A 17,687-nucleotide genomic window follows, 5' to 3' on the forward strand; every position below is an offset into this window, starting at 1 on the left:
GGCGGCCCGCCGCAGATTTTTCCGGGCAGTGGGCCAATCCGCCGCCCCACCGGCTTCGGATCACATCCGAACCGTCGAAGCGTCCTGGAGGACCACACCGTGAAGGAAGCCGTGGAGATCGGGAGAAACCCGTCTGCGGAGCCGGACCTGCCGGATCTCATGGCCCGGGTCGCCCGTGGCGACCAGGAGGCGTTCGCCTCGCTCTACGACGTGGTGGCGGGCCCCGTCCTCGGCATCGTGCGCAGGGTGCTGCGCGACCGGGCGCAGTCGGAGGAGGTCACCCAGGAGGTGCTGGTCGAGGTGTGGCGGACCGCCGCCCGCTACCGGCCCGAGCGCGGGTCGGTGATGAACTGGGTCCTGACCCTCACCCATCAGCGTGCCGTGGACCGGGTGCGCTCGGCCGAGGCCTCGACGGCGCGGGAGCACAAGGCCGCGCTCCTCGACCGGACCCCCGAGTTCGACGAGGTGACCGAGCAGGTCGAGGCGCGCCTGGAACGCGAGCAGGTACGGCGCTGTCTGCGCACCCTGACCGAGCTCCAGCGGCAGTCGGTGACCCTGGCCTACTACCGCGGGCTGACCTACCGGGAGGTGGCGGAGCTGCTGGCGACTCCCCTCGGCACGGTGAAGACCCGCCTGCGCGACGGTCTCATCCGGCTGCGTGACTGTCTGGGGGTGACGGCATGACCACGGCGGACCTGCACACTCTGACCGGCGCGTACGCGCTGCACGCGCTGGCCGACGACGAACGCGAACGTTTCGAGCGGCACGCCGCGGATTGCGAGGACTGTGCGCAGGAGGTCCGTGAGCTCAGTGCCGCGGCCGCGCGACTGGGCCTGGCCATGACCGCCACGCCGGCCCCGGCCCTCAAGGACCAGGTACTGCGGCGGATCACCACGGTCCGGCAGGAGTCACCGCGAACGACGGCCCTCACCGCTCCCCGGGCCATCGGCAGCCGACGGCTGCGGCCCGCTCGATGGGCGCTCGCCGCGGCCGTGGCCGCCGCGGCCGCGCTGGGCGGTACGGCGGTGTGGCAGCACGAGCGCGCCCAGGACGCCCAGGAGCAGGCCCGGCAGACCGAACGGCGTGCGGACCAGGTGGCCGCGGTCCTCGCCGCCCCCGACGCCGCGTCGCGGACGGCGAAGCTGGCCGACGGGGCGAGCGGCACGGTCGTGGTGTCCAGGAGCCGGGACCAGGCGGTGTTCGTCTCCTCGAGGATGGCGAAGCCGCCGGCCGGAAAGGTCTACCAGCTCTGGTTCGACGACGCGGGCACCATGCGGTCCGCGGGTCTGATGGACCCGGGCCGCAGCACCGAGGCCGTGCTGATGAAGGGCTCCGTCGACGGAGCGTCCGGCATGGGGGTCACCGTGGAGCCGGCCGGCGGCTCCACGAAACCGACGTCCACGCCGGTGGCCCTGCTGGGTCTGCCCGTCTGAGCGTTCGTCCCCTCGGTTCGGGGGAGGGGACGAACGCTCGGCTCGGTCGGCAGCGAGGACCGGGGCGGCGGCGCAGCCCCGGTGGTGTCAGTGGCGCCGCCCCGGTGGCAGTGGGAAGAAGCCGCTGGTGCGTGCCGCGTACTCGGCGAAACCCGGGCGCTGGGCCATGTGGCGCTCCAGCATCGGCTTCCCGCTGCCGTTGATGAGGAGGTAGCTCATCACCAGGGGCGACACCAGAGCGACGGCGGCCGACTGCGGACTGTCGCAGGCCAGCAGGAACAGGCCCCACCAGACGCAGAAGTCGCCGAAGTAGTTGGGGTGGCGGGTCCAGCTCCACAGGCCGCGGTCCATGACGCGCCCGCGGTTCCCCGGATCGGCCTTGAAACGAGCCAGCTGGGCGTCGCCGACCGCCTCGAAGAACAGCCCGAAGGCCCACAGCGCTGTGCCGGCCCAGGCGAAGCCGGTGAGTGGGCCCGGAATGTACTGCGCCGCCTGGACGGGCAACGACACCAGCCACACCAGCGCCCCTTGCAGGAGGTAGACCATGCGCAGGGCGTACAGGTCACGGCTGCCGGGCGCCTTGGCCAGCATGGCTTCGTAGCGCGGATCCTCGCCGTGCCCGCGGCCGCGCCGCGCGATGTGCGCGGCCAGCCGCAGCCCCCACACCGAGGTGAGGACGGTGACGAGCACGCGCCGGGCCTCGTCGCCCTCACCGGCGGACGCCAGGAAGGTGACGAGGGCCACGGCGCTGAACCCGATCCCCCAGGCGACGTCCACGATCCGGTGCACGCCCTTGCGTAGGGCGACGGCGAAGGTGGCGAGCATGACGGCGAACGCCGCCCCGGCCGCGGGAGCGAGGTTCTGGACGAACGCTCCCCAGGGGAAACCGCTCATGATGTGGGGGCCTCCTTCGCGAACAGGTACTGCTGTACGTCCAGATAGCCGGAGCGGAATCCCGCCTCGGAGTAGGCCAGGTAGAAGGTCCACATCCGGCGGAAGGTCTCGTCGAAGCCGAGCGCGGCGACCTCGTCGGCCCGCTCGGTGAACCGCTCGCGCCACAGCCGCAGGGTCTCCGCGTAGTGCGCCCCGAAGCCGTCCCTGCGCAGGGTGCGCAGGCCCGTGTGCGCGCGGGTCACCTCCTCGACCGCCTCCACGGAGGGCAGCAGCCCGCCCGGGAACACGTACTTCTGGATCCAGGTGTAGGTGTCGCGGGAGGCGAGCATGCGGTCGTGCGGCATGGTGATCGCCTGGAGCGCGACGCGGCCGCCGGGCGCGAGCCGTGCGTCGACGGTCGCGAAGTAGACGGGCCAGAACTCCTCACCGACGGCCTCGATCATCTCGACGCTGACCACCGCGTCGTACGTTCCGGTGGCCTCGCGGTAGTCGCACAGCTCGATACTCACCCGGTCCTCGAGGCCCGCCGCGCTCACCCGTTCACGGGCCAGGGCCTGTTGCTCACGGGAGAGGGTGAGCGAGGTGACGCGGGCACCGCGCGCGGCGGCACGGATCGCCAGCTCGCCCCAGCCGGTGCCGATTTCGAGGAGCCGGGTGCCGGGCCCCACCTCGGCGAGGTCCAGGAGCCGGTCGATCTTGCGGTGCTGGGCGGCGGGCAGCAGGGCCCAGGAGGCGGGAAGGCCGCGGAACAGGGCCGACGAATAGCTGAGGGTGTCGTCCAGGAAGAGCGCGAACAGGTCGTTGGACAGGTCGTAATGGCTGCTGATGTTGTCGCGGGCCCCCGCTGGGGTGTTGCGCTGGACGTCCGGCCTGCGCATCGCCCAGAGCCCCCGCAGCTTCTGGAGCGGGCCCGGGATCAGTTGGGCCGCGTGGCCGGCGAGCACGGAGAGCGCGGCGACCAGGTCCGGCGCGTCCCACTCCCCCGCCATGTAGGACTCGCCGAAGCCGACCAGGCCCTGGGCGCCGACGCGGCGGTGGAAGGCGGCGGGGTCGTGGATCTCGATGACCGGCCCGCCGAGGCCGGCGCGGGTTCCGTCGGCGAACCGCGCCTGGAGCGGCAGCCGTTCGAGCGCCCGGCGCACCAGGGCGCGGGTGACAGCGCCGCGGGCCCGCGAGGACGGCGGCAGTGTCACCACGTCCGGCCAGCGGACCGGGTCGGTGTCCTGTCGGAGTGCCTCGACGGGGCAGGACTGGGCTGTCGTCATCTCACGTTCTCCTGGGCTCGTCGATGTGGGCGGGGCTGGACGGGCAGTCCGCGCAGGTAGAGGCGGATGCCGTGCAGCCGGATGGCGGCGGAAACGGCGACGGTGGACCACGGGTTGCGCAGCGCCTGCCGCAGCAGGGCGCCGGCCGTGGCGGTCCGGCGCGTTCCTCGCACGGTGGCGGTGAAGGGCCGGGTACCCGCGCGTTCCAGATGCACCGTCAGGTCGAGCCGGTCCCCGGGCTCCGGCAGCCGCATGCGGTAGGCGCCGTCGACGGGGAAGAACGGCGACACGTAGAACTCCTTGCGGGTCCGCGCGGTCCCGCTGTCGTCGGGTCGCAGCAGATAGGAGTGCCGTTCGCCATAGGTGTTGTGCACCTCGGCGACCACGCAGCGCGCGGTGCCGTCGGGGTCGTGGCACCAGTACAGGGTCAGCGGGTTGAAGACATGACCCAGCACCCGTGCGTGGGCGAGCATCAGCACCGGTCCGCCGCGCAGGTCGACACCGTGCGAGGCGAGGAAGCGGTCCAGGCCCGCCCGGATGCTCGGCAGATCGCCGTCGAAGTGGTCCCGGGCGTCGAAGCGGGCCAACGCACGCAGCAAATAAGGCAGTTGAGGCGGACGATCGGGGTCGGTCAGCCACATGTACGTCCGGTGGCGCATGGCGTACCGGGTCGGCGCGGTCCGTACGTGCGCGACCGTGCAGGGGTAGAGAGCGGGAGCGGCGGTCACCAGGTCACCCCCAGCGCCTCGGCCGCCTCGACGCCGGAGCGGCAGCCGTCCTCGTGGAAGCCCCAGCCGTGGTAGGCGCCCGCGTACGCCGTCACCGGGCCGTTCAGGGCGGGCAGTCGGCGTTGCGCCGCGACGGACTCGGGTGTGTAGACGGGGTGTTCGTACTCCATGCGGGCCAGGACCCGTGCGGGATCGACCCGGTCCTCGCCGCCGAGCGTGACGACGTAGGTCTCGGGCGCGTCCAGCCGCTGGAGCCGGTTCATGTCGTAGCTCACCCGGACCCGGTCCGCGCCGGTCTCGCAGTCGGGCATCAGATAGTTCCACGAGGCCCGTGCCCCGCGGGCGCTCGGCAACAGTGTCGTGTCGGTGTGGAGCAGGGTGGTGTTGCGGGAGTAGCGGAACGCCCCGAGCACCTCGCGCTCCAGGTCGGTGGGGTCGGCGAGGAGCCCGAGCGCCTGCCCCGGATGGACCGCGATGACCACGGAGCCGTAGGAGGCGGTGGTGCCGTCCTCGGTGGTGATGTCGACGCCGTCGGCGTGGCGGCGTACGGCCCTGACCCGGGTGGAGGTGTGCACCGCGTCGAGTTCCTTGGCCAGCCGGTCGACGTAGGAGCGGGAGCCTCCGGTCACCGTGCGCCAGACGGGAGAACCGGTCACCGAGAGCATGCCGTGGTGGTCCAGGAAGCGGAACAGGTAGGCGGCCGGGTAACGGTGGGCCGTGGCCGCGTCGCAGGACCAGACCGCGGAGACGATCGGGGTCATGAAGTGCTGGGTGAAGTAGGGCGAGAAGCCTTCCCTGGCGATGAACTCGCCCAGTGTGAGGGCGTCTTCGCCGCCCTCGGCCAGGAGCCTGCGTGCCGCGCGGTGGAAGGCCGGCACTTCGGTGAGCATCCGCAGATACGTGCCGCGCAGCACGCTGCGCGGCCGGGCGAACAGGCCTGCGGGGCCCCGGGCGCCCGCGTACTGGAGTCCGCAGCCCTCGCAGCGGACCGACAGGCTCATCTCGGACTCCTGGGTGGCGACGTCGAGTTCGGCGAACAGCCGCAGCAGGTTGGGGTAGGTGCGGTGGTTGTGCACGATGAACCCCGAGTCGACGCGGTGCAGGCGTCCGTCGGACGAGGTCAGGTCGTGGGTGTGGGCGTGTCCGCCCAGCCGGTCGTCCGCTTCGTAGAGGGCCACCGGCCGCTCGTGGCTCAGCACGTACGCGGCGGTGAGCCCGGCCACTCCCCCGCCGATCACGGCCGTACGCCGGAGCGCTCCGTTCCGCTCCCCTCCGGTGCTCCCGGCGTCACCGCCCAAAGCATCCGCTGACCTGCGCCTCATCGGCTTCCTCCCGCCCGGCTCCCGGTCGGAGCTCTCGCAGGTATTCCGGAGCTGAGGCCCAAACGGATTGGCCGGGGCACGATCTTCCGCTGATCGGACGGGAGGCGCCGGATCCCGCGAGCGGTTGATCACGGAAAGCGATCGGACCATTACTACAGGTGAATGGAACGGCGGCCGCCAGCCCACTCGTTGGCGAGCGAGTTCGACGGCCGCCGCGGCCCGGTGCGGGGTGCTGTGCGGCGCGGTACGGCGCCGTGCGCGGTGCCGTACGGCGCGGTGGTGCCGTGCCGTGGTGCCGTGCCGTGCGGCGCGGTGCAGTGGTGCGGCGCGGTGGTCCGGTGCTGTCCTGGCCGCACTCGGCGCGGAAGGTCAGTTGACGTCCCGGTCGCGTCCCTCCCAGTACGGCCGGCGCAGCTTGTACTTCTGGAGCTTGCCGGTGGCCGTGCGGGCCAGCTCGCCCCGGAACTCGACCGAGGTCGGCGCCTTGTATCCGGCGAGTCGCTCCTTGCAGTACCGGATCAGCTCGCTCTCCGTCGCCTCCGTGTCCGGGGCGAGGACCACCAGGGCCTTGACGGTCTCGCCCCACTTCTCGTGCGGCACGCCGATGACCGCGACCTCGGCGACCGCCGGATGACTGAAGAGCGTGTCCTCCACCTCGATCGAGGACACGTTCTCACCCCCCGTGATGATCACGTCCTTCTTGCGGTCGCTGATCGTCAGATAGCCGTCCTCGCCGATGGATCCGCCGTCCCCCGTGTGGAACCATCCTTCGGCCAGGGCCCGTTCGGACTCCGCGGGCTGCTCCCAGTACCCCTCCAGGATGACGTTGGAGCGTGCGAGGATCTCGCCGTCGGCAGCCGTACGCAGGGTCACGCCCAGCGCGGGGGCACCGGCGCGCACCAGTTTCTCGGCGCGGGCACCCGGGTCGAGGTCGTCCCACTCGGAGCGGGTGCGGTTGACGGTGAGCAGCGGTGAGGTCTCGGTGAGGCCGTAGATCTGGATGAACTCCCAGCCCAGCAGGGACTCGACCCGGGCGACGGTCTGCGTGGGCGGCGGGGCTCCGGCGACGATGATACGGACCCGGTCGCGGCCGGGGATCTCGCCGTCGAAGGACTCGGCGGCGGCCAGCACCGCGTTGACGACGGCCGGGGCGGCGCACATCACCGTCACTCCGTGCTCGGCCACCCGGCGCAGGATCTCCGCCCCGTCGACCTTGCGCAGCGCGATCTGCCGGACGCCGAGGCCCGCCATCGCGAACGGCATCCCCCAGCCGTTCGCGTGGAACATGGGCAGGGTGTGCAGGTAGACGTCACGGTCGGTGACACCGGCGTGCAGGGCGAAGGTCGTGGCGTTGACCCAGATGTTGCGGTGCGTGATCTGCACGCCCTTGGGCCGGGCCGTCGTGCCGCTGGTGTAGTTGATCGTCGCGGTGGCGTTCTCGTCCGCCTCCCAGGGGCGCGGGTCGGCGTCGAAGCGGTACAGCTCGGCGTCCGCGTCGGCGCCGAGCGTGAAGCGGTGTTCGCAGCCGACGCCGGCGAATCGGTCGGTCAGTTCGGGGTCGACGAGCAGGACGCTCGCGCCCGAGTGCTCGACGATGTAGCTCACCTCGTCTGCCGTCAGACGGAAGTTGACCGGTACCAGGACCCGGCCGTGGCCGCTGACGCCGAAGAACGAGGTGAGCATTCTGGCGCTGTTGGGCGAGACCACGGCCACGCGCGCGCCGTGCGGGACGCCCAGCGCGTCGAGACCGGCGGCCTGGGCTCTGGCGAGCTCACCGACGCGCCGGTAGGTCAGCCCCTCCCAGGGCTCGGCCGGCTGGTCGGGTTCGTCGACGACACCGACGCGGTCGCCGTACACGGTGACGGCACGGTCGAGGAAATCAAGGGCTCCGAAGGGGACGAGCATCACGGCCTCCCGGCGATCGGACGATGACCCCTTTCTATCCTGGTCCCGCCCCGGCCCATCCGGACAACACCCGATCGGTCACCGGCCGTGATGTCCGCATCCATGTACGCGTCCCCGCGTCCTTGGCCTTCGCGTGCCCGACACGTCACGATCGTCCGATGGACAGCCGACCGACGTTCGACTTGCCCCGGCCTCTGCGCATCGGCGGGCTCGGGCTGCATCTGCGCGAGTGGTCCGACGACGACGTGGCGGATCTCGTCGCGCTCTACGACGACCCCGAGATCGACCGGTGGACGCCGGTCGTCTCGCCCTTCGACACCGAGGCGGCGCTCGCCTACCTCGCGGCGGCCGAACAGAAGACCGCCGAGAGGCGGGGCGTGCAGCTGGCCATCACCACGGACGGCGCGCGGCCCCGTGGCGAGATCCTGCTGTTCCCCGGCACGACCGACGACCGTGACGTCGAGCTGGCCTACGGGGTGGGGGCCCCCGACCGGGGCCGGGGACTCGCGACCCGGGCGGTCCGGCTCGCCGTGGACTTCGCCCACCGCCGGGTCGGCGGCCGGCGCGTCGTGCTGTGCATCGAGGACGGGAACACCGCGAGCGAGGCGGTCGCGAGGGCGACGGGTTTCGTCCTCACCGACGACGCGCCCGTGGTCCGTACGGCGAAGGGCCGGGACGTCGTCCTGCTGACCTGGAACCACCGTGAAGGCGACGGCCCGCCGCTCGGGTGAGGGACCGGGCCGGGAGACAAGGCCGGCCCGGTCGAGGGAAGGCTCCTTCACCCGCCGGCGGGCTCCGCCTCCGGGGCCGGGGCAGGCGCCGTCAGATAGTCCTCACTGACCTCCTTCGGGCCGAAGGGCCACACCTTCTCCAGACGTGCCCAGACGACGAAGGCGACCAGGCCGAGGGCGACCCAGGCCAGCGACCACTCGATGGGGTGGCGGCCCGGGGAGTTCTTGTCCGCGTATCCGTAGATCGTGAGCCAGCCGGCGAGGGCGAGGAAGCTCGGCAGGGGATAGAGCCACATCCGGTACGGGCGGCGCAGCCCCGGCTGCCGTCTGCGCAGCACCGACAGGGCGACGACCTGGGCCAGCGCCTGCACGATCACCATCACGGTCGTCAGCAGCTGGATGAGGGTGGCCAGGTCGGTGTGGCGGCCGATCAGGAACCCGATCGCCGTGATGACGCCCATGGTGGCCAGACCCAGCGTCGGGAAGCGGTGCCTGGGGTGCAGTTTGGCGTAGGGGCGGAAGAACACGCGCTCGCGGGCGGCGTCGTAGGGCACCCGCGAGCCGCCGAGCAGCCCGGTGAAGACCGAGGCGAACGCGGTGATCAGGATGAGGACGGTGACCGTGTCGGCCGCGCCCCTGCCCCAGGTCTCCTCCATGACCGCCGAGGCCACCGAGGTGGAGGCGATGTCGCCGGGGTCGGTCATCCGCTTCCAGTCGATGACGCCGAGCGTGCCGATCTGGAGCAGCAGGTAGATCGCCATGATGCCGACGATCGAGTAGATGATGGAGCGGGGCAGCGTGCGTCCGGGGTCCTTGATCTCGGCACCCATGTACGCGGTGGTGTTGTAGCCGAGGTAGTCGTAGATGCCGATGGTCAGGCCCGCGGCGAAGCCGACCCAGAAGTGGCCGGTGGACAGGGCGAACGCGTGGGCCGGGTAGGTGAAGGCGCGTGCGGCGCTGAAGCCGGTGGCGGCGGCGACGATCACGAGAAGGACCGAGGTGATCATCACGCCCCACATGACGGCGGTGATGCGCGCGATGTGCTCGATCCCCCGCCACAGCAGGACGACGACCAGGGCGACCATGCCGAGTCCGACGAGGTCGCCGGTGGTTCTGCTCATGTCGGGGGCCAGATAGCCGAGGTACTGGACGAAGCCGACCACGCCGGTGGACATGATCAGCGGGATGAAGAGCATCGCCGTCCAGACGAACAGGAAGGGCATCAGGCGTCCGGTGCGGTACTGGAACGCCTGCCGCAGATAGACGTAACTGCCGCCGGAGCCCGGCATGGCGGCGCCGAGTTCGGCCCATACGAGCCCGTCGGCGAGCGCCAGCAGAGCGCCCGCGACGAATCCGATGACAGCCTGCGGGCCGCCGAACGCGGCGACCATGAGCGGGATCGTCACGAACGGCCCGATGCCGCACATCTGGCTCATGTTGATGGCGGTGGCCTGGAACGGGCCGACGCGGCGGACGAAGCCGCCGGCGGGTGGCGGGGTACCGGACACGGATCCTCCTCAGGACGAAACGCGCGCAGAAGTACGAGGTGACGGCCGCCCAGGAGGCGGCGGACGGATCGACGGCGGCCGGCGGCCGGTCGGCGCCGGACTCCCCTCGGCCCGCCCGGCGAGGCCGACTGGGCGATAAAGTTAAGGAGCCTTACTAAGCGCGTCAAGGGGGTGTCATGAATGAGTGAGAATGGTGCGATGCCCGCCGACGACTCCACAGTGCAGCCCGAACAGCCCTGGAACCGCCGCCGGTTGCGCAACACGAGCGAGCGGCTGCTCCTCGACCGGCTGCGCGCCGGGGGCGCCGCCTCACGCGCACAGCTCGCCCGGGACACGGGGCTGTCCAAGCCGACGGTCTCCAGCGCGCTCGCCGCACTGGAGAAGGCGGGACTCGTCCACGAGGTCGGCACGGTGGCGCCCGAACGCGGCCGGATCGCCGTCCTGTACGCCCCCGACCCCGCCGCCGGGTACGCCCTCGGCATCGACATCGGCCGCAGCTGGCTGCGTGTGGCGGTGGCCGACCTCGACGGCGCCGTGGTCGCGCGCGCCGACGTACGCAACCGCGCCCGCACCTCCGGGGCGATGGCGGACCTGGTCGTCGCCACCGCCCGTCAGGTCGTCGCCAACTCCGGCGTCGGGGCCGACGAGGTGGCGCACGCGGTGGTGGGCACACCGGGCGTGTACGACGAGCGGCGGCGCCGGGTGCGGTACGCGATGCACCTGCCCGGATGGGGCCGGGCGGGCCTGTTCGACCGGATGCGCGAGGAGCTGGGCATCCCGTTGGAGGTGCACAACGACGCGAATCTCGCGGCCCTCGGCGAGTACACGTACGGGGTCGGCGCCGGCAGCAGGCTGTTCGCGTACATCATGATCGGCACCGGGCTCGGCATGGGTGTCGTCAGCGAGGGGCGGCTGTTCACGGGGGCGCACGGCGGGGCGGGCGAGATCGGCTTCCTTCCCTGGCCGGGCCGGCACAAGCCCGGAACCCTTGAGGACGCGGTGTCCGGCGAGGCGGTCGTCGAGGCCGCCCGGCACTTCGGCATGACCGGGCAGCTGACCGCGAAGGCCGTCTTCGACGCGGCACGGGAAGGGCAGGGCCCGGCGGTCGAGGCGGTCCGGCTGGAGGGCGAGCGGATCGCGCACACGGTGGCGGCCGCGACGGCGGTGCTCGATCCCGATCTGGTCGTCCTGGGCGGCGGGGTCGGGCACAGCGTCGACCTGCTGCTGCGGCCGGTGCGCGAGACGCTGCGCGCCCTGACGCCGCTGCGCCCGAGGATCGCGCCGGGCCGTCTGGGCGAGGACGCGGTCCTGCTCGGCGCGGTGGCCACGGCGCTGGGGACGGCGCGGGATGTGGTGTTCGAGCGCAGGTCGGCTTCCTGAGGCGGGGCCAGGTCCACCGGCCGAACCGGGATCCGAATCCGGGTCGAGTTCCTTGACCGGGACGACGGCCGCGGCCACGCGGCCGGTTGTCCGGCTCGGGCGGTCGGTCGGCACGGCCGGTCGAGTCAGCTCGGCTCGGCTCTGCCTGTCGACTCGGTCCGGCTCAGCTCGGCCGGTCGACTCGCTCGAATCAACTCGGCTCGCCACGCGGCTCGGCTCAGCAGGGGCGGGCGGTCAGCTCGACTCAGCTCGGCCGGTGATTGACATGACTTGCTCACCGGCCTAGCTTGTGGACCCAGTTAGTAAAGTTTCCTAACTTGCAGTGTCGTAGCGCGGATGCTCCCCCACCCCCAAGGAGATCACCGTGTTCCACCGCCCTGCCTCCCGGCCGCGCCTCGCGACGGCCGCCGTCGCCCTGGGCCTGTTGTGCACCCTCTCCGTCGGCGCGCGGGCCGACGGATCCGATCCGCGAGCGGCCGCCCCGCCCCCTGTCCGGGTCACGACGGTGTCCTCCGTGCCGGGCAGCACCACGGCGTTGTCGGGGTACGCGATCCAGTCGAGCGCCAAGGTCGGCGACCCGGCGTCCGCCGTGTCCAGTCCCGGCTACCGGGTGAGCGGCTGGTATCCGGCGGGCCCGCGTTCCACGGTCCTCGCGGCGCTGCTCGCCGACGGGACGTACGCCGATCCGTTCTACTCGACGAACCTGAAGAAGATCCCGAAGGCCGAGTTCACCGTTCCCTGGTGGTACCGCTCGGACTTCACGGTCGCCGACACCTCCGAGCGCAGCCATCTGGACTTCAGCGGGGTGATCTCCGCGGCGGACGTCTACGTCAACGGTCACCGGATCGCCGACGCCGCCCGGGTCACCGGCGCGTACACGCACCACGAACTGGACATCACCTCGCTGGTGCGCGCCGGCACCAACACGGTCGCCTTCCGCGTCCGGCCCAACGACCCGAACCGGAACCTGACGATGGGCTGGATCGACTGGCTCCAGCCCCCGCCCGACCAGAACATGGGCATCGTCCGTGACGTCCTCGTCCGCCGGGGCGGCCCCGTCGCGCTGCGCGACGCGCACGTGCTGACCCGACTCGACGTGCCCTCGCTGCGCTCCGCCGACCTCATGGTGAAGGCGCGGGCGCGCAACGACACCGGCAGGGCCGTCACCGCCGTGGTGTCCGGACGCATCGGCCCGGTGTCCTTCTCCAAGACGGTTGCGCTGGCGGCGCACGGCACGAAGCCCGTCTCGTTCTCGCCCCGCGAGGTCCCGGGGCTGCACCTGAGGTCACCGAAGGTGTGGTGGCCCGCGGGCATGGGCGGGCAGCCGCTCTACGGCCTCGATCTGACCGTCTCCGTCGCGGGCACCGCCTCCGACACCGCGCACGAGGACTTCGGCGTCCGCGAGGTGAGGGCTCCGCTCAACTCCGACGGCGCCCGGCAGTACAGCGTCAACGGCCGGCGGCTGCTCATCAAGGGCGGCGGCTGGTCCCCCGACGAGTTCCTGCGCTGGGACCGCGGTGCCGTCGAGGACCGGCTGAAGTACGTGCTCGACCTCGGCCTCAACACCGTCCGTCTCGAAGGCCACATCGAGCCGGACGAGTTCTTCGGTCTCGCCGACCGGTACGGCATTCTCACGCTGCCCGGCTGGGAGTGCTGCGACAAGTGGGAGGGACAGGTCAACGGCACCGAGACCGGCGAGAAGTGGACCGACGCCGACTACCCGGTCGCGGGTGCGTCGATGGCCGCCGAGGCCGCCCGGCTGCGTGATCACCCGAGCGTCCTCTCGTTCCTCATCGGCAGCGACTTCGCACCGGACGCCCGGATCGAGAAGACCTACCTCGATGCGCTGAAGGCGGCCGACTGGCCGACCCCGGTGGTCGCCGCCGCCTCCGACAACTCCTCACCGGTGTCCGGCCGTTCGGGCATGAAGATGACCGGACCCTACGACTGGATCCCGCCGGGCTACTGGTACGCCAAGCGGGAGGGCGGCGCCACCGGCTTCAACTCCGAGACCGGCGCGGGCCCGGACATCCCCACCCTGGACACCCTGCGCCGCATGATGTCGCCCGCCGAGCTGGACACCCTCTGGAAGAACCCGGACGCCAGGCAGTTCCACCGCTCACCGTCCCCCGTGTTCGGCACCCTCAAGATCTACGATGCCGCCCTGGCCGGCCGTTACGGGGCGCCGACCGGTCTCGCCGACTACGTACGCAAGGCCCAGCTCGCCCAGTACGAGAACGTCCGGGCGCAGTTCGAGGCGTACGGGCGCAACGCCACCGACTCATCGAGGCCCGCGACCGGAGTCGTCTACTGGATGCTCGACAGTGGATGGACCTCGCTGCACTGGCAGTTGATGGACCGTTACCTCGACCAGGGAGGGGCGTACTTCGGGGCGAAGAAGGCCAACGAACCGCTGCACGTGCAGTACTCGTACGACGACCGGTCCGTCGTCGTCGTGAACAGCCGGCACGCGCCCGCCTCCGGCCTCACGGCACGCGTCACGCTGTTCGACCCCGACGGAACCCGGAGATACGACAGGACCGCGACAAAGGTCACCGTGGGCGGCGACGGGGCCCACGTCACCGCGCTCACCGTGCCACCCTCGGTGAAGGGCCTCGCGACGACGTATCTGGCGCGACTGGTCCTGAGCGACGCCGGGGGCAGGGAGGTCAGCCGGAACGTCTACTGGCTGTCGACGCGGCCGGACACGATCGACTGGGCGAACACCGACTGGTACCACACACCGACGACGGGCTACGCGGATCTGAAGGGGCTCGGCTCCATGGCACGGGTACCGGTCTCGGCCTCCGTGTCGGCCTCCTCCGACCCCGGCGGGACCACCACGACGAAGGTCACCCTGCGCAACGACGGGACCGGGAGGACGCCTTCCCTCCTCACGGACGCGCATCTCGTGGACGCCGAGGGGCGGCCGGTGGTGCCGGTGCGGTGGTCCGACAACCAGGTGAGCCTGTGGCCGGGCGAGTCGGTGACCCTGACGGCGACCTGCCGGACGGCCGATCTGCGCGGGGCCGTGCCCAGGGTGCGGATCTCGGGATGGAACACGCCGGAGCGGACGGTCCGGTCCCGGTAGAACGGCACCGGTCCGGTCCTGCCGGGACGGCGCCTGTCAGTCCGGTTGAACGGCGCGAGGGGCGGCCCCGGTTGCGGGACCGCCCCTCGTCCGGGTCCGGCTCAGCTCACGTTGAGCGCGGAGTCGTCGAGGACGAACGACGTCTGGAGCGTCGAGCCCTCGACACCGGTGAACTTGATCGTGACCGTCTGCCCGGCGTAGGTGGAGCCCAGGCTGAACGTGCGCTGCGTGTACCCGGACGCCGCGTTCAGGTTCGAGTACGTGGCCAGGGTCGACAGCACGGTGCCGCTGCTGTTGAGGACCTGGGCCTTGAGGGTGTCGTACGCCGTGGTCGTGGTCGTCTCGGCCGTGTCCACGTGCAGATAGAAGCTGAGGGTGGCCGTGCAGCCCGAGGGGATGGTCACGGCCTGGGAGAGCGTGTCGGTGTTGGCCGAGCCGTAGCCGTTGAGCCACGCCTTGTACGAGCCGGTGCGGGCGGCCTCGCTCGAGCTGTTGGTGATGACACCGCTGGTGGCGGTCCAGGACGTGGCCCCGGACTCGAAGCCCGGGTTGGCGAGGAGCTGCGCGGCCGTGCAGGTGCCGGTGCCACCGCCGCCGCTGCTCGTGCCGGCGAGCCAGTCGGTGGCGTTCAGGGCGAGCGCTGCGTTGGTGGCGCCGGTGTCGTTCCAGCCGTCGTACAGCGTGTTGCCGGACTGGCCGGTGCCGTCGTCGATCGGTGAACTGTCGCCCCAGAAGGCCACCTTGCCGCTGCCGAAGGTGCTGGTCGCGAAGAACGCGCCGGTGTTCCCGGAGTAACCGGTCCGGTAGACCAGGCCCTTGACGGCCGAGTTGTCGGCGGGCTTGAGCGTGGCGGTGGTGCCGTCCGCGATCAGGCTCTTGGTGACGGTCCCGAACGAGCCGTGCAGGACCGCGTTGGTGCTGTCGCTGATGGCGCTCGGGTAGTCGGATCCGACGTCCAGTGTGTCGATCGAGAAGCCGAACGGGTCGGTGCTGTCGACGCTGTTGTTGGTCATCAGGTCGTTGAATATCTCGACCGCGTCGTAGCCGTCGCTGTTGCGGTCGGCGCCGGTGTGGTCGGAGATCATGAAGAGGCCGCCGCCGTTCTTGACGAACGTCATGATGGCGGTCTTCTCGGCGGTGGTGAAGAGCGTGTTGGGCTCCGGCAGCACGAGCTCGTCGAAGTTCGACAGGTCGGTCGCGGCGCTGCCGCCGTAGCTGAGGCTGGAGCCCGAAGGCAGCGTCTTCAGGCTGTAGTTGCCGGTCTTCTGGAGGGCCACGCCCCACGACGACAGGGCGCCGGTCCAGGACGTCTCCGAGGTCGGGGAGGAGTTCTGTCCGAGCGGGTCGGGCTGGCTGGTGGAGATGATCCAGTCGGCGTTGCCCGCGGTCTCGGCATGACCGTTGTCGAACAGGACGCGGTGGGTGGTGGCCGCGTGGGCCGGGGTCGCGTCGACCGTGACGTGAAGGGCTCCCGCGGTGAGGAGCAGCCCGAGACCGGCGAGCCCGGTCATGAGCCGTCTGCGGCGGGACCTGCTTGATCCGAGCATCCGTCAAACCTCCGTGAAGGGTGGGGAAAGGGGGTTCGAGCGCCAACTCTTCGCGCGTAGACCGAACATGGGGGGATCTACACGCGTTGAACGATTGAAAGGTACATGGCATTCAGGCTGGGAACCATCAAGCCCGGGCAATAAACGGAAGGGACTGCACCAGGCTCCGGACGGGCAGATGCAGTGCAGCGGGAGTCCGACGACAAGGGGCGGAAATGGAGATCTCGGGCGTCATCAGTGCCATCGTCATCGGCATCGTCATCGGTGTACTCGGCCGGCTGGCCGTGCCGGGACGCCAGCGCATCGGCATCCTGTGGACGATCGCGGTCGGCATCGTGGCCGCGTTCATCGGGTCGGGGATCGCCGCCGCGTTCGGCGTCGCCGACACGAAGGGCGTCGACTGGATCGAGTGGCTCATCCAGATCGGCCTGGCCGCGATAGGCGTCGCGGCGCTGGACCGGGCGAGGGGGCGCCACTGAGCGGCGGGCGTCGGACGGATACCGGCTGAGGTCGGTGGATAGCGGCTGAGGTCGACGGGTGCCGGCTCCTCGGTGGAGGGGCCGGGCCCCGGTGGCGGGGTCGGTGAGCCGGATGGTGTCACCAAGGGTGGTGGCCCGTTGTTCGGCCGGGGGACGGCCCGTTGCGCGAAGCGCGGGACCGCCTGTCGAGGCTCGGCGCGGGGTGGCGGGGACCTGCGCGGCGGGCCGGCTCGGCTCTCAGCGTGCGGGGGGCCATGGCACCGGATGGGCGGGATTCATGGCACCGGATGGGCGGGGGCCGAAGGCGCCGAATGCCGGACGCCGACCGGTCGGCCGGCACGGAGCGCCGTACCGCCCGCACTCCGGGGTGCGGCGTACCGTACGGACTGCGGGCGGGGCGAACCGGAAACCTGCTCGGGCCGCGCCTGCCGAATTGTGTTGCGGCGCGCGGGCGCGCATGGCTACGGTCTGCGGGCTTCGCCTGCCCGCACCCCTGCCCGCGCCCCACGCCACGGAGAGAACTTGCCGCCACGCATCACGCCGTTGACCGATCCGCGCTCCTCCCCGTCGAGCCGGCGCCTCGCCTGGCTGGCCTCGGACGCCGAAGGGGCTCCGGTGGGCTCGGCGTTCCTCCGGCTGCCGGACAGGAAGGGGCACGACCACCGGGCCGAGCTGGAGATCTCCGTGCACCCGGCCGAGCGGCGTACGGGAGTGGGCGGCACCCTCCTGGACGCCGCGCTGACCGCCGCGCGGAGCGAGGGACGGCGGTCACTGGTCGCCCGCGTCGCGGCCGGCTCCCCCGGTGAACCGTTTCTCACGGCGCGCGGGTTCCTCCCGGTGCTGGCCCTGACGTTCGCCCGCCTCCCGTTGCTGGAACTGGACCTCGGCTCAGTGACCGAGATGACCGAACGCCCGCATCCCGGCTACGAGTTGAGGAGCTGGGACGGCCTCGTGCCGCCCGAACTCGCGCACAGCTTCGCCGACTCGCGGCGGGCCATGGACGACATGCCGACGGAGGACAGCGACCTCGGCGCCGAGGTCTGGGACGTCGAGCGGGTCCGGTCCGTGGTCCAGGTCGTCCTCGACCGGGGCGACGCGCTGCACACGGTGGCCGTGGTGGACCGCTCGGACGGTTCGATCGTCGGATTCTCGGAACTCGTCGTGCCGGGCGACGGGCGGGGTGACGCCCAGCACTACGGAACGGGCGTCCTGCCCGAACACCGCGGCCACGGCCTCGGCCTCTGGATGAAGGCGGAGTCGATCCGCGAAGCCCGTCTGCGCTACCCGGAACTCACCGGACTGCTGACCGACACCGCCGACAGCAACACGCACATGATCGGCATCAACGACGCCCTCGGCTACCGGCCGACGCGTCGCGAGCTGGAGTACCGGCTGGACCTCTGA

The 17,687-nt window shown here is 71.4% G+C and carries 14 protein-coding genes; 7 read left to right on the top strand and 7 right to left on the bottom strand.

What is annotated here, in order from left to right; all coding sequences use genetic code 11:
* The first annotated feature begins 99 nt into the window (after positions 1–99).
* Both ABZV42_RS07815 and ABZV42_RS07820 read left to right on the top strand, forming a co-directional pair.
* Positions 100–684 (top strand): sigma-70 family RNA polymerase sigma factor, encoded by a 585-nt coding sequence (locus tag ABZV42_RS07815; RefSeq protein WP_355980181.1) that lies wholly within the window; start codon positions 100–102, stop codon positions 682–684.
* Complete coding sequence (locus ABZV42_RS07820) at positions 681–1,433, top strand: anti-sigma factor (protein WP_355980184.1); 753 nt, start codon at positions 681–683, stop codon at positions 1,431–1,433. The genes ABZV42_RS07815 and ABZV42_RS07820 overlap by 4 nt, the downstream gene beginning before the upstream one ends.
* An 87-nt stretch (positions 1,434–1,520) precedes the next feature.
* Here ABZV42_RS07820 and ABZV42_RS07825 read toward each other — a convergent pair whose 3' ends face one another.
* The 5 genes from ABZV42_RS07825 to ABZV42_RS07845 form a co-directional block, all read right to left on the bottom strand.
* On the bottom strand, positions 1,521–2,327 hold the full coding sequence (locus ABZV42_RS07825) for a DUF1295 domain-containing protein (protein ID WP_355980186.1): 807 nt from the start codon (positions 2,325–2,327) through the stop codon (positions 1,521–1,523).
* Complete coding sequence (locus tag ABZV42_RS07830; protein ID WP_355980188.1) at positions 2,324–3,592, bottom strand: class I SAM-dependent methyltransferase; 1,269 nt, start codon at positions 3,590–3,592, stop codon at positions 2,324–2,326. The genes ABZV42_RS07825 and ABZV42_RS07830 overlap by 4 nt, the downstream gene beginning before the upstream one ends.
* Positions 3,589–4,320, bottom strand: a complete 732-nt coding sequence (locus ABZV42_RS07835) for a DUF1365 domain-containing protein (protein WP_355980190.1) — start codon at positions 4,318–4,320, stop codon at positions 3,589–3,591. Before ABZV42_RS07835 ends, ABZV42_RS07830 begins: the two co-directional genes overlap by 4 nt.
* Positions 4,317–5,642 (bottom strand): FAD-dependent oxidoreductase, encoded by a 1,326-nt coding sequence (locus tag ABZV42_RS07840; RefSeq protein WP_355980192.1) that lies wholly within the window; start codon positions 5,640–5,642, stop codon positions 4,317–4,319. The genes ABZV42_RS07835 and ABZV42_RS07840 overlap by 4 nt, the downstream gene beginning before the upstream one ends.
* Before the next feature lie 369 nt (positions 5,643–6,011).
* The gene (locus ABZV42_RS07845) at positions 6,012–7,547 is read right to left on the bottom strand and encodes an AMP-binding protein (protein ID WP_355980195.1); all 1,536 of its coding nucleotides are present in this window, start codon (positions 7,545–7,547) and stop codon (positions 6,012–6,014) included.
* 158 nt (positions 7,548–7,705) lie between these two features.
* Between ABZV42_RS07845 and ABZV42_RS07850 the strand changes: the two genes are divergently transcribed.
* The gene (locus tag ABZV42_RS07850; protein ID WP_356051184.1) at positions 7,706–8,278 is read left to right on the top strand and encodes a GNAT family N-acetyltransferase; all 573 of its coding nucleotides are present in this window, start codon (positions 7,706–7,708) and stop codon (positions 8,276–8,278) included.
* Positions 8,279–8,325: 47 nt separating this feature from the next.
* Here ABZV42_RS07850 and ABZV42_RS07855 read toward each other — a convergent pair whose 3' ends face one another.
* Complete coding sequence (locus tag ABZV42_RS07855; RefSeq protein WP_356051186.1) at positions 8,326–9,786, bottom strand: APC family permease; 1,461 nt, start codon at positions 9,784–9,786, stop codon at positions 8,326–8,328.
* Positions 9,787–9,966: 180 nt separating this feature from the next.
* Here ABZV42_RS07855 and ABZV42_RS07860 point away from each other — a divergent pair, with 180 nt between their 5' ends.
* Entirely contained in the window at positions 9,967–11,166 is a 1,200-nt protein-coding gene (locus ABZV42_RS07860; RefSeq protein ID WP_355980204.1) for an ROK family protein, read from the top strand.
* A gap of 364 nt (positions 11,167–11,530) precedes the next feature.
* Positions 11,531–14,257, top strand: a complete 2,727-nt coding sequence (locus tag ABZV42_RS07865; RefSeq protein WP_355980207.1) for a sugar-binding domain-containing protein — start codon at positions 11,531–11,533, stop codon at positions 14,255–14,257.
* Between the two features lie 101 nt (positions 14,258–14,358).
* On the opposite strand, the gene ABZV42_RS07870 is transcribed toward ABZV42_RS07865, so the two are convergent.
* Positions 14,359–15,804, bottom strand: coding sequence for a hydrolase (locus ABZV42_RS07870; protein WP_355980210.1), 1,446 nt, complete (start codon positions 15,802–15,804; stop codon positions 14,359–14,361).
* Positions 15,805–16,019: 215 nt separating this feature from the next.
* Between ABZV42_RS07870 and ABZV42_RS07875 the strand changes: the two genes are divergently transcribed.
* Together ABZV42_RS07875 and ABZV42_RS07880 are read left to right on the top strand one after the other, a co-directional pair.
* Positions 16,020–16,283, top strand: a complete 264-nt coding sequence (locus ABZV42_RS07875) for a GlsB/YeaQ/YmgE family stress response membrane protein (protein ID WP_355980213.1) — start codon at positions 16,020–16,022, stop codon at positions 16,281–16,283.
* Between the two features lie 522 nt (positions 16,284–16,805).
* On the top strand, positions 16,806–17,687 hold the full coding sequence (locus tag ABZV42_RS07880) for a GNAT family N-acetyltransferase (RefSeq protein WP_355980216.1): 882 nt from the start codon (positions 16,806–16,808) through the stop codon (positions 17,685–17,687).

The organism is Streptomyces sp. NPDC005281 (assembly GCF_040607495.1).
GTDB lineage: Bacteria > Actinomycetota > Actinomycetes > Streptomycetales > Streptomycetaceae > Streptomyces.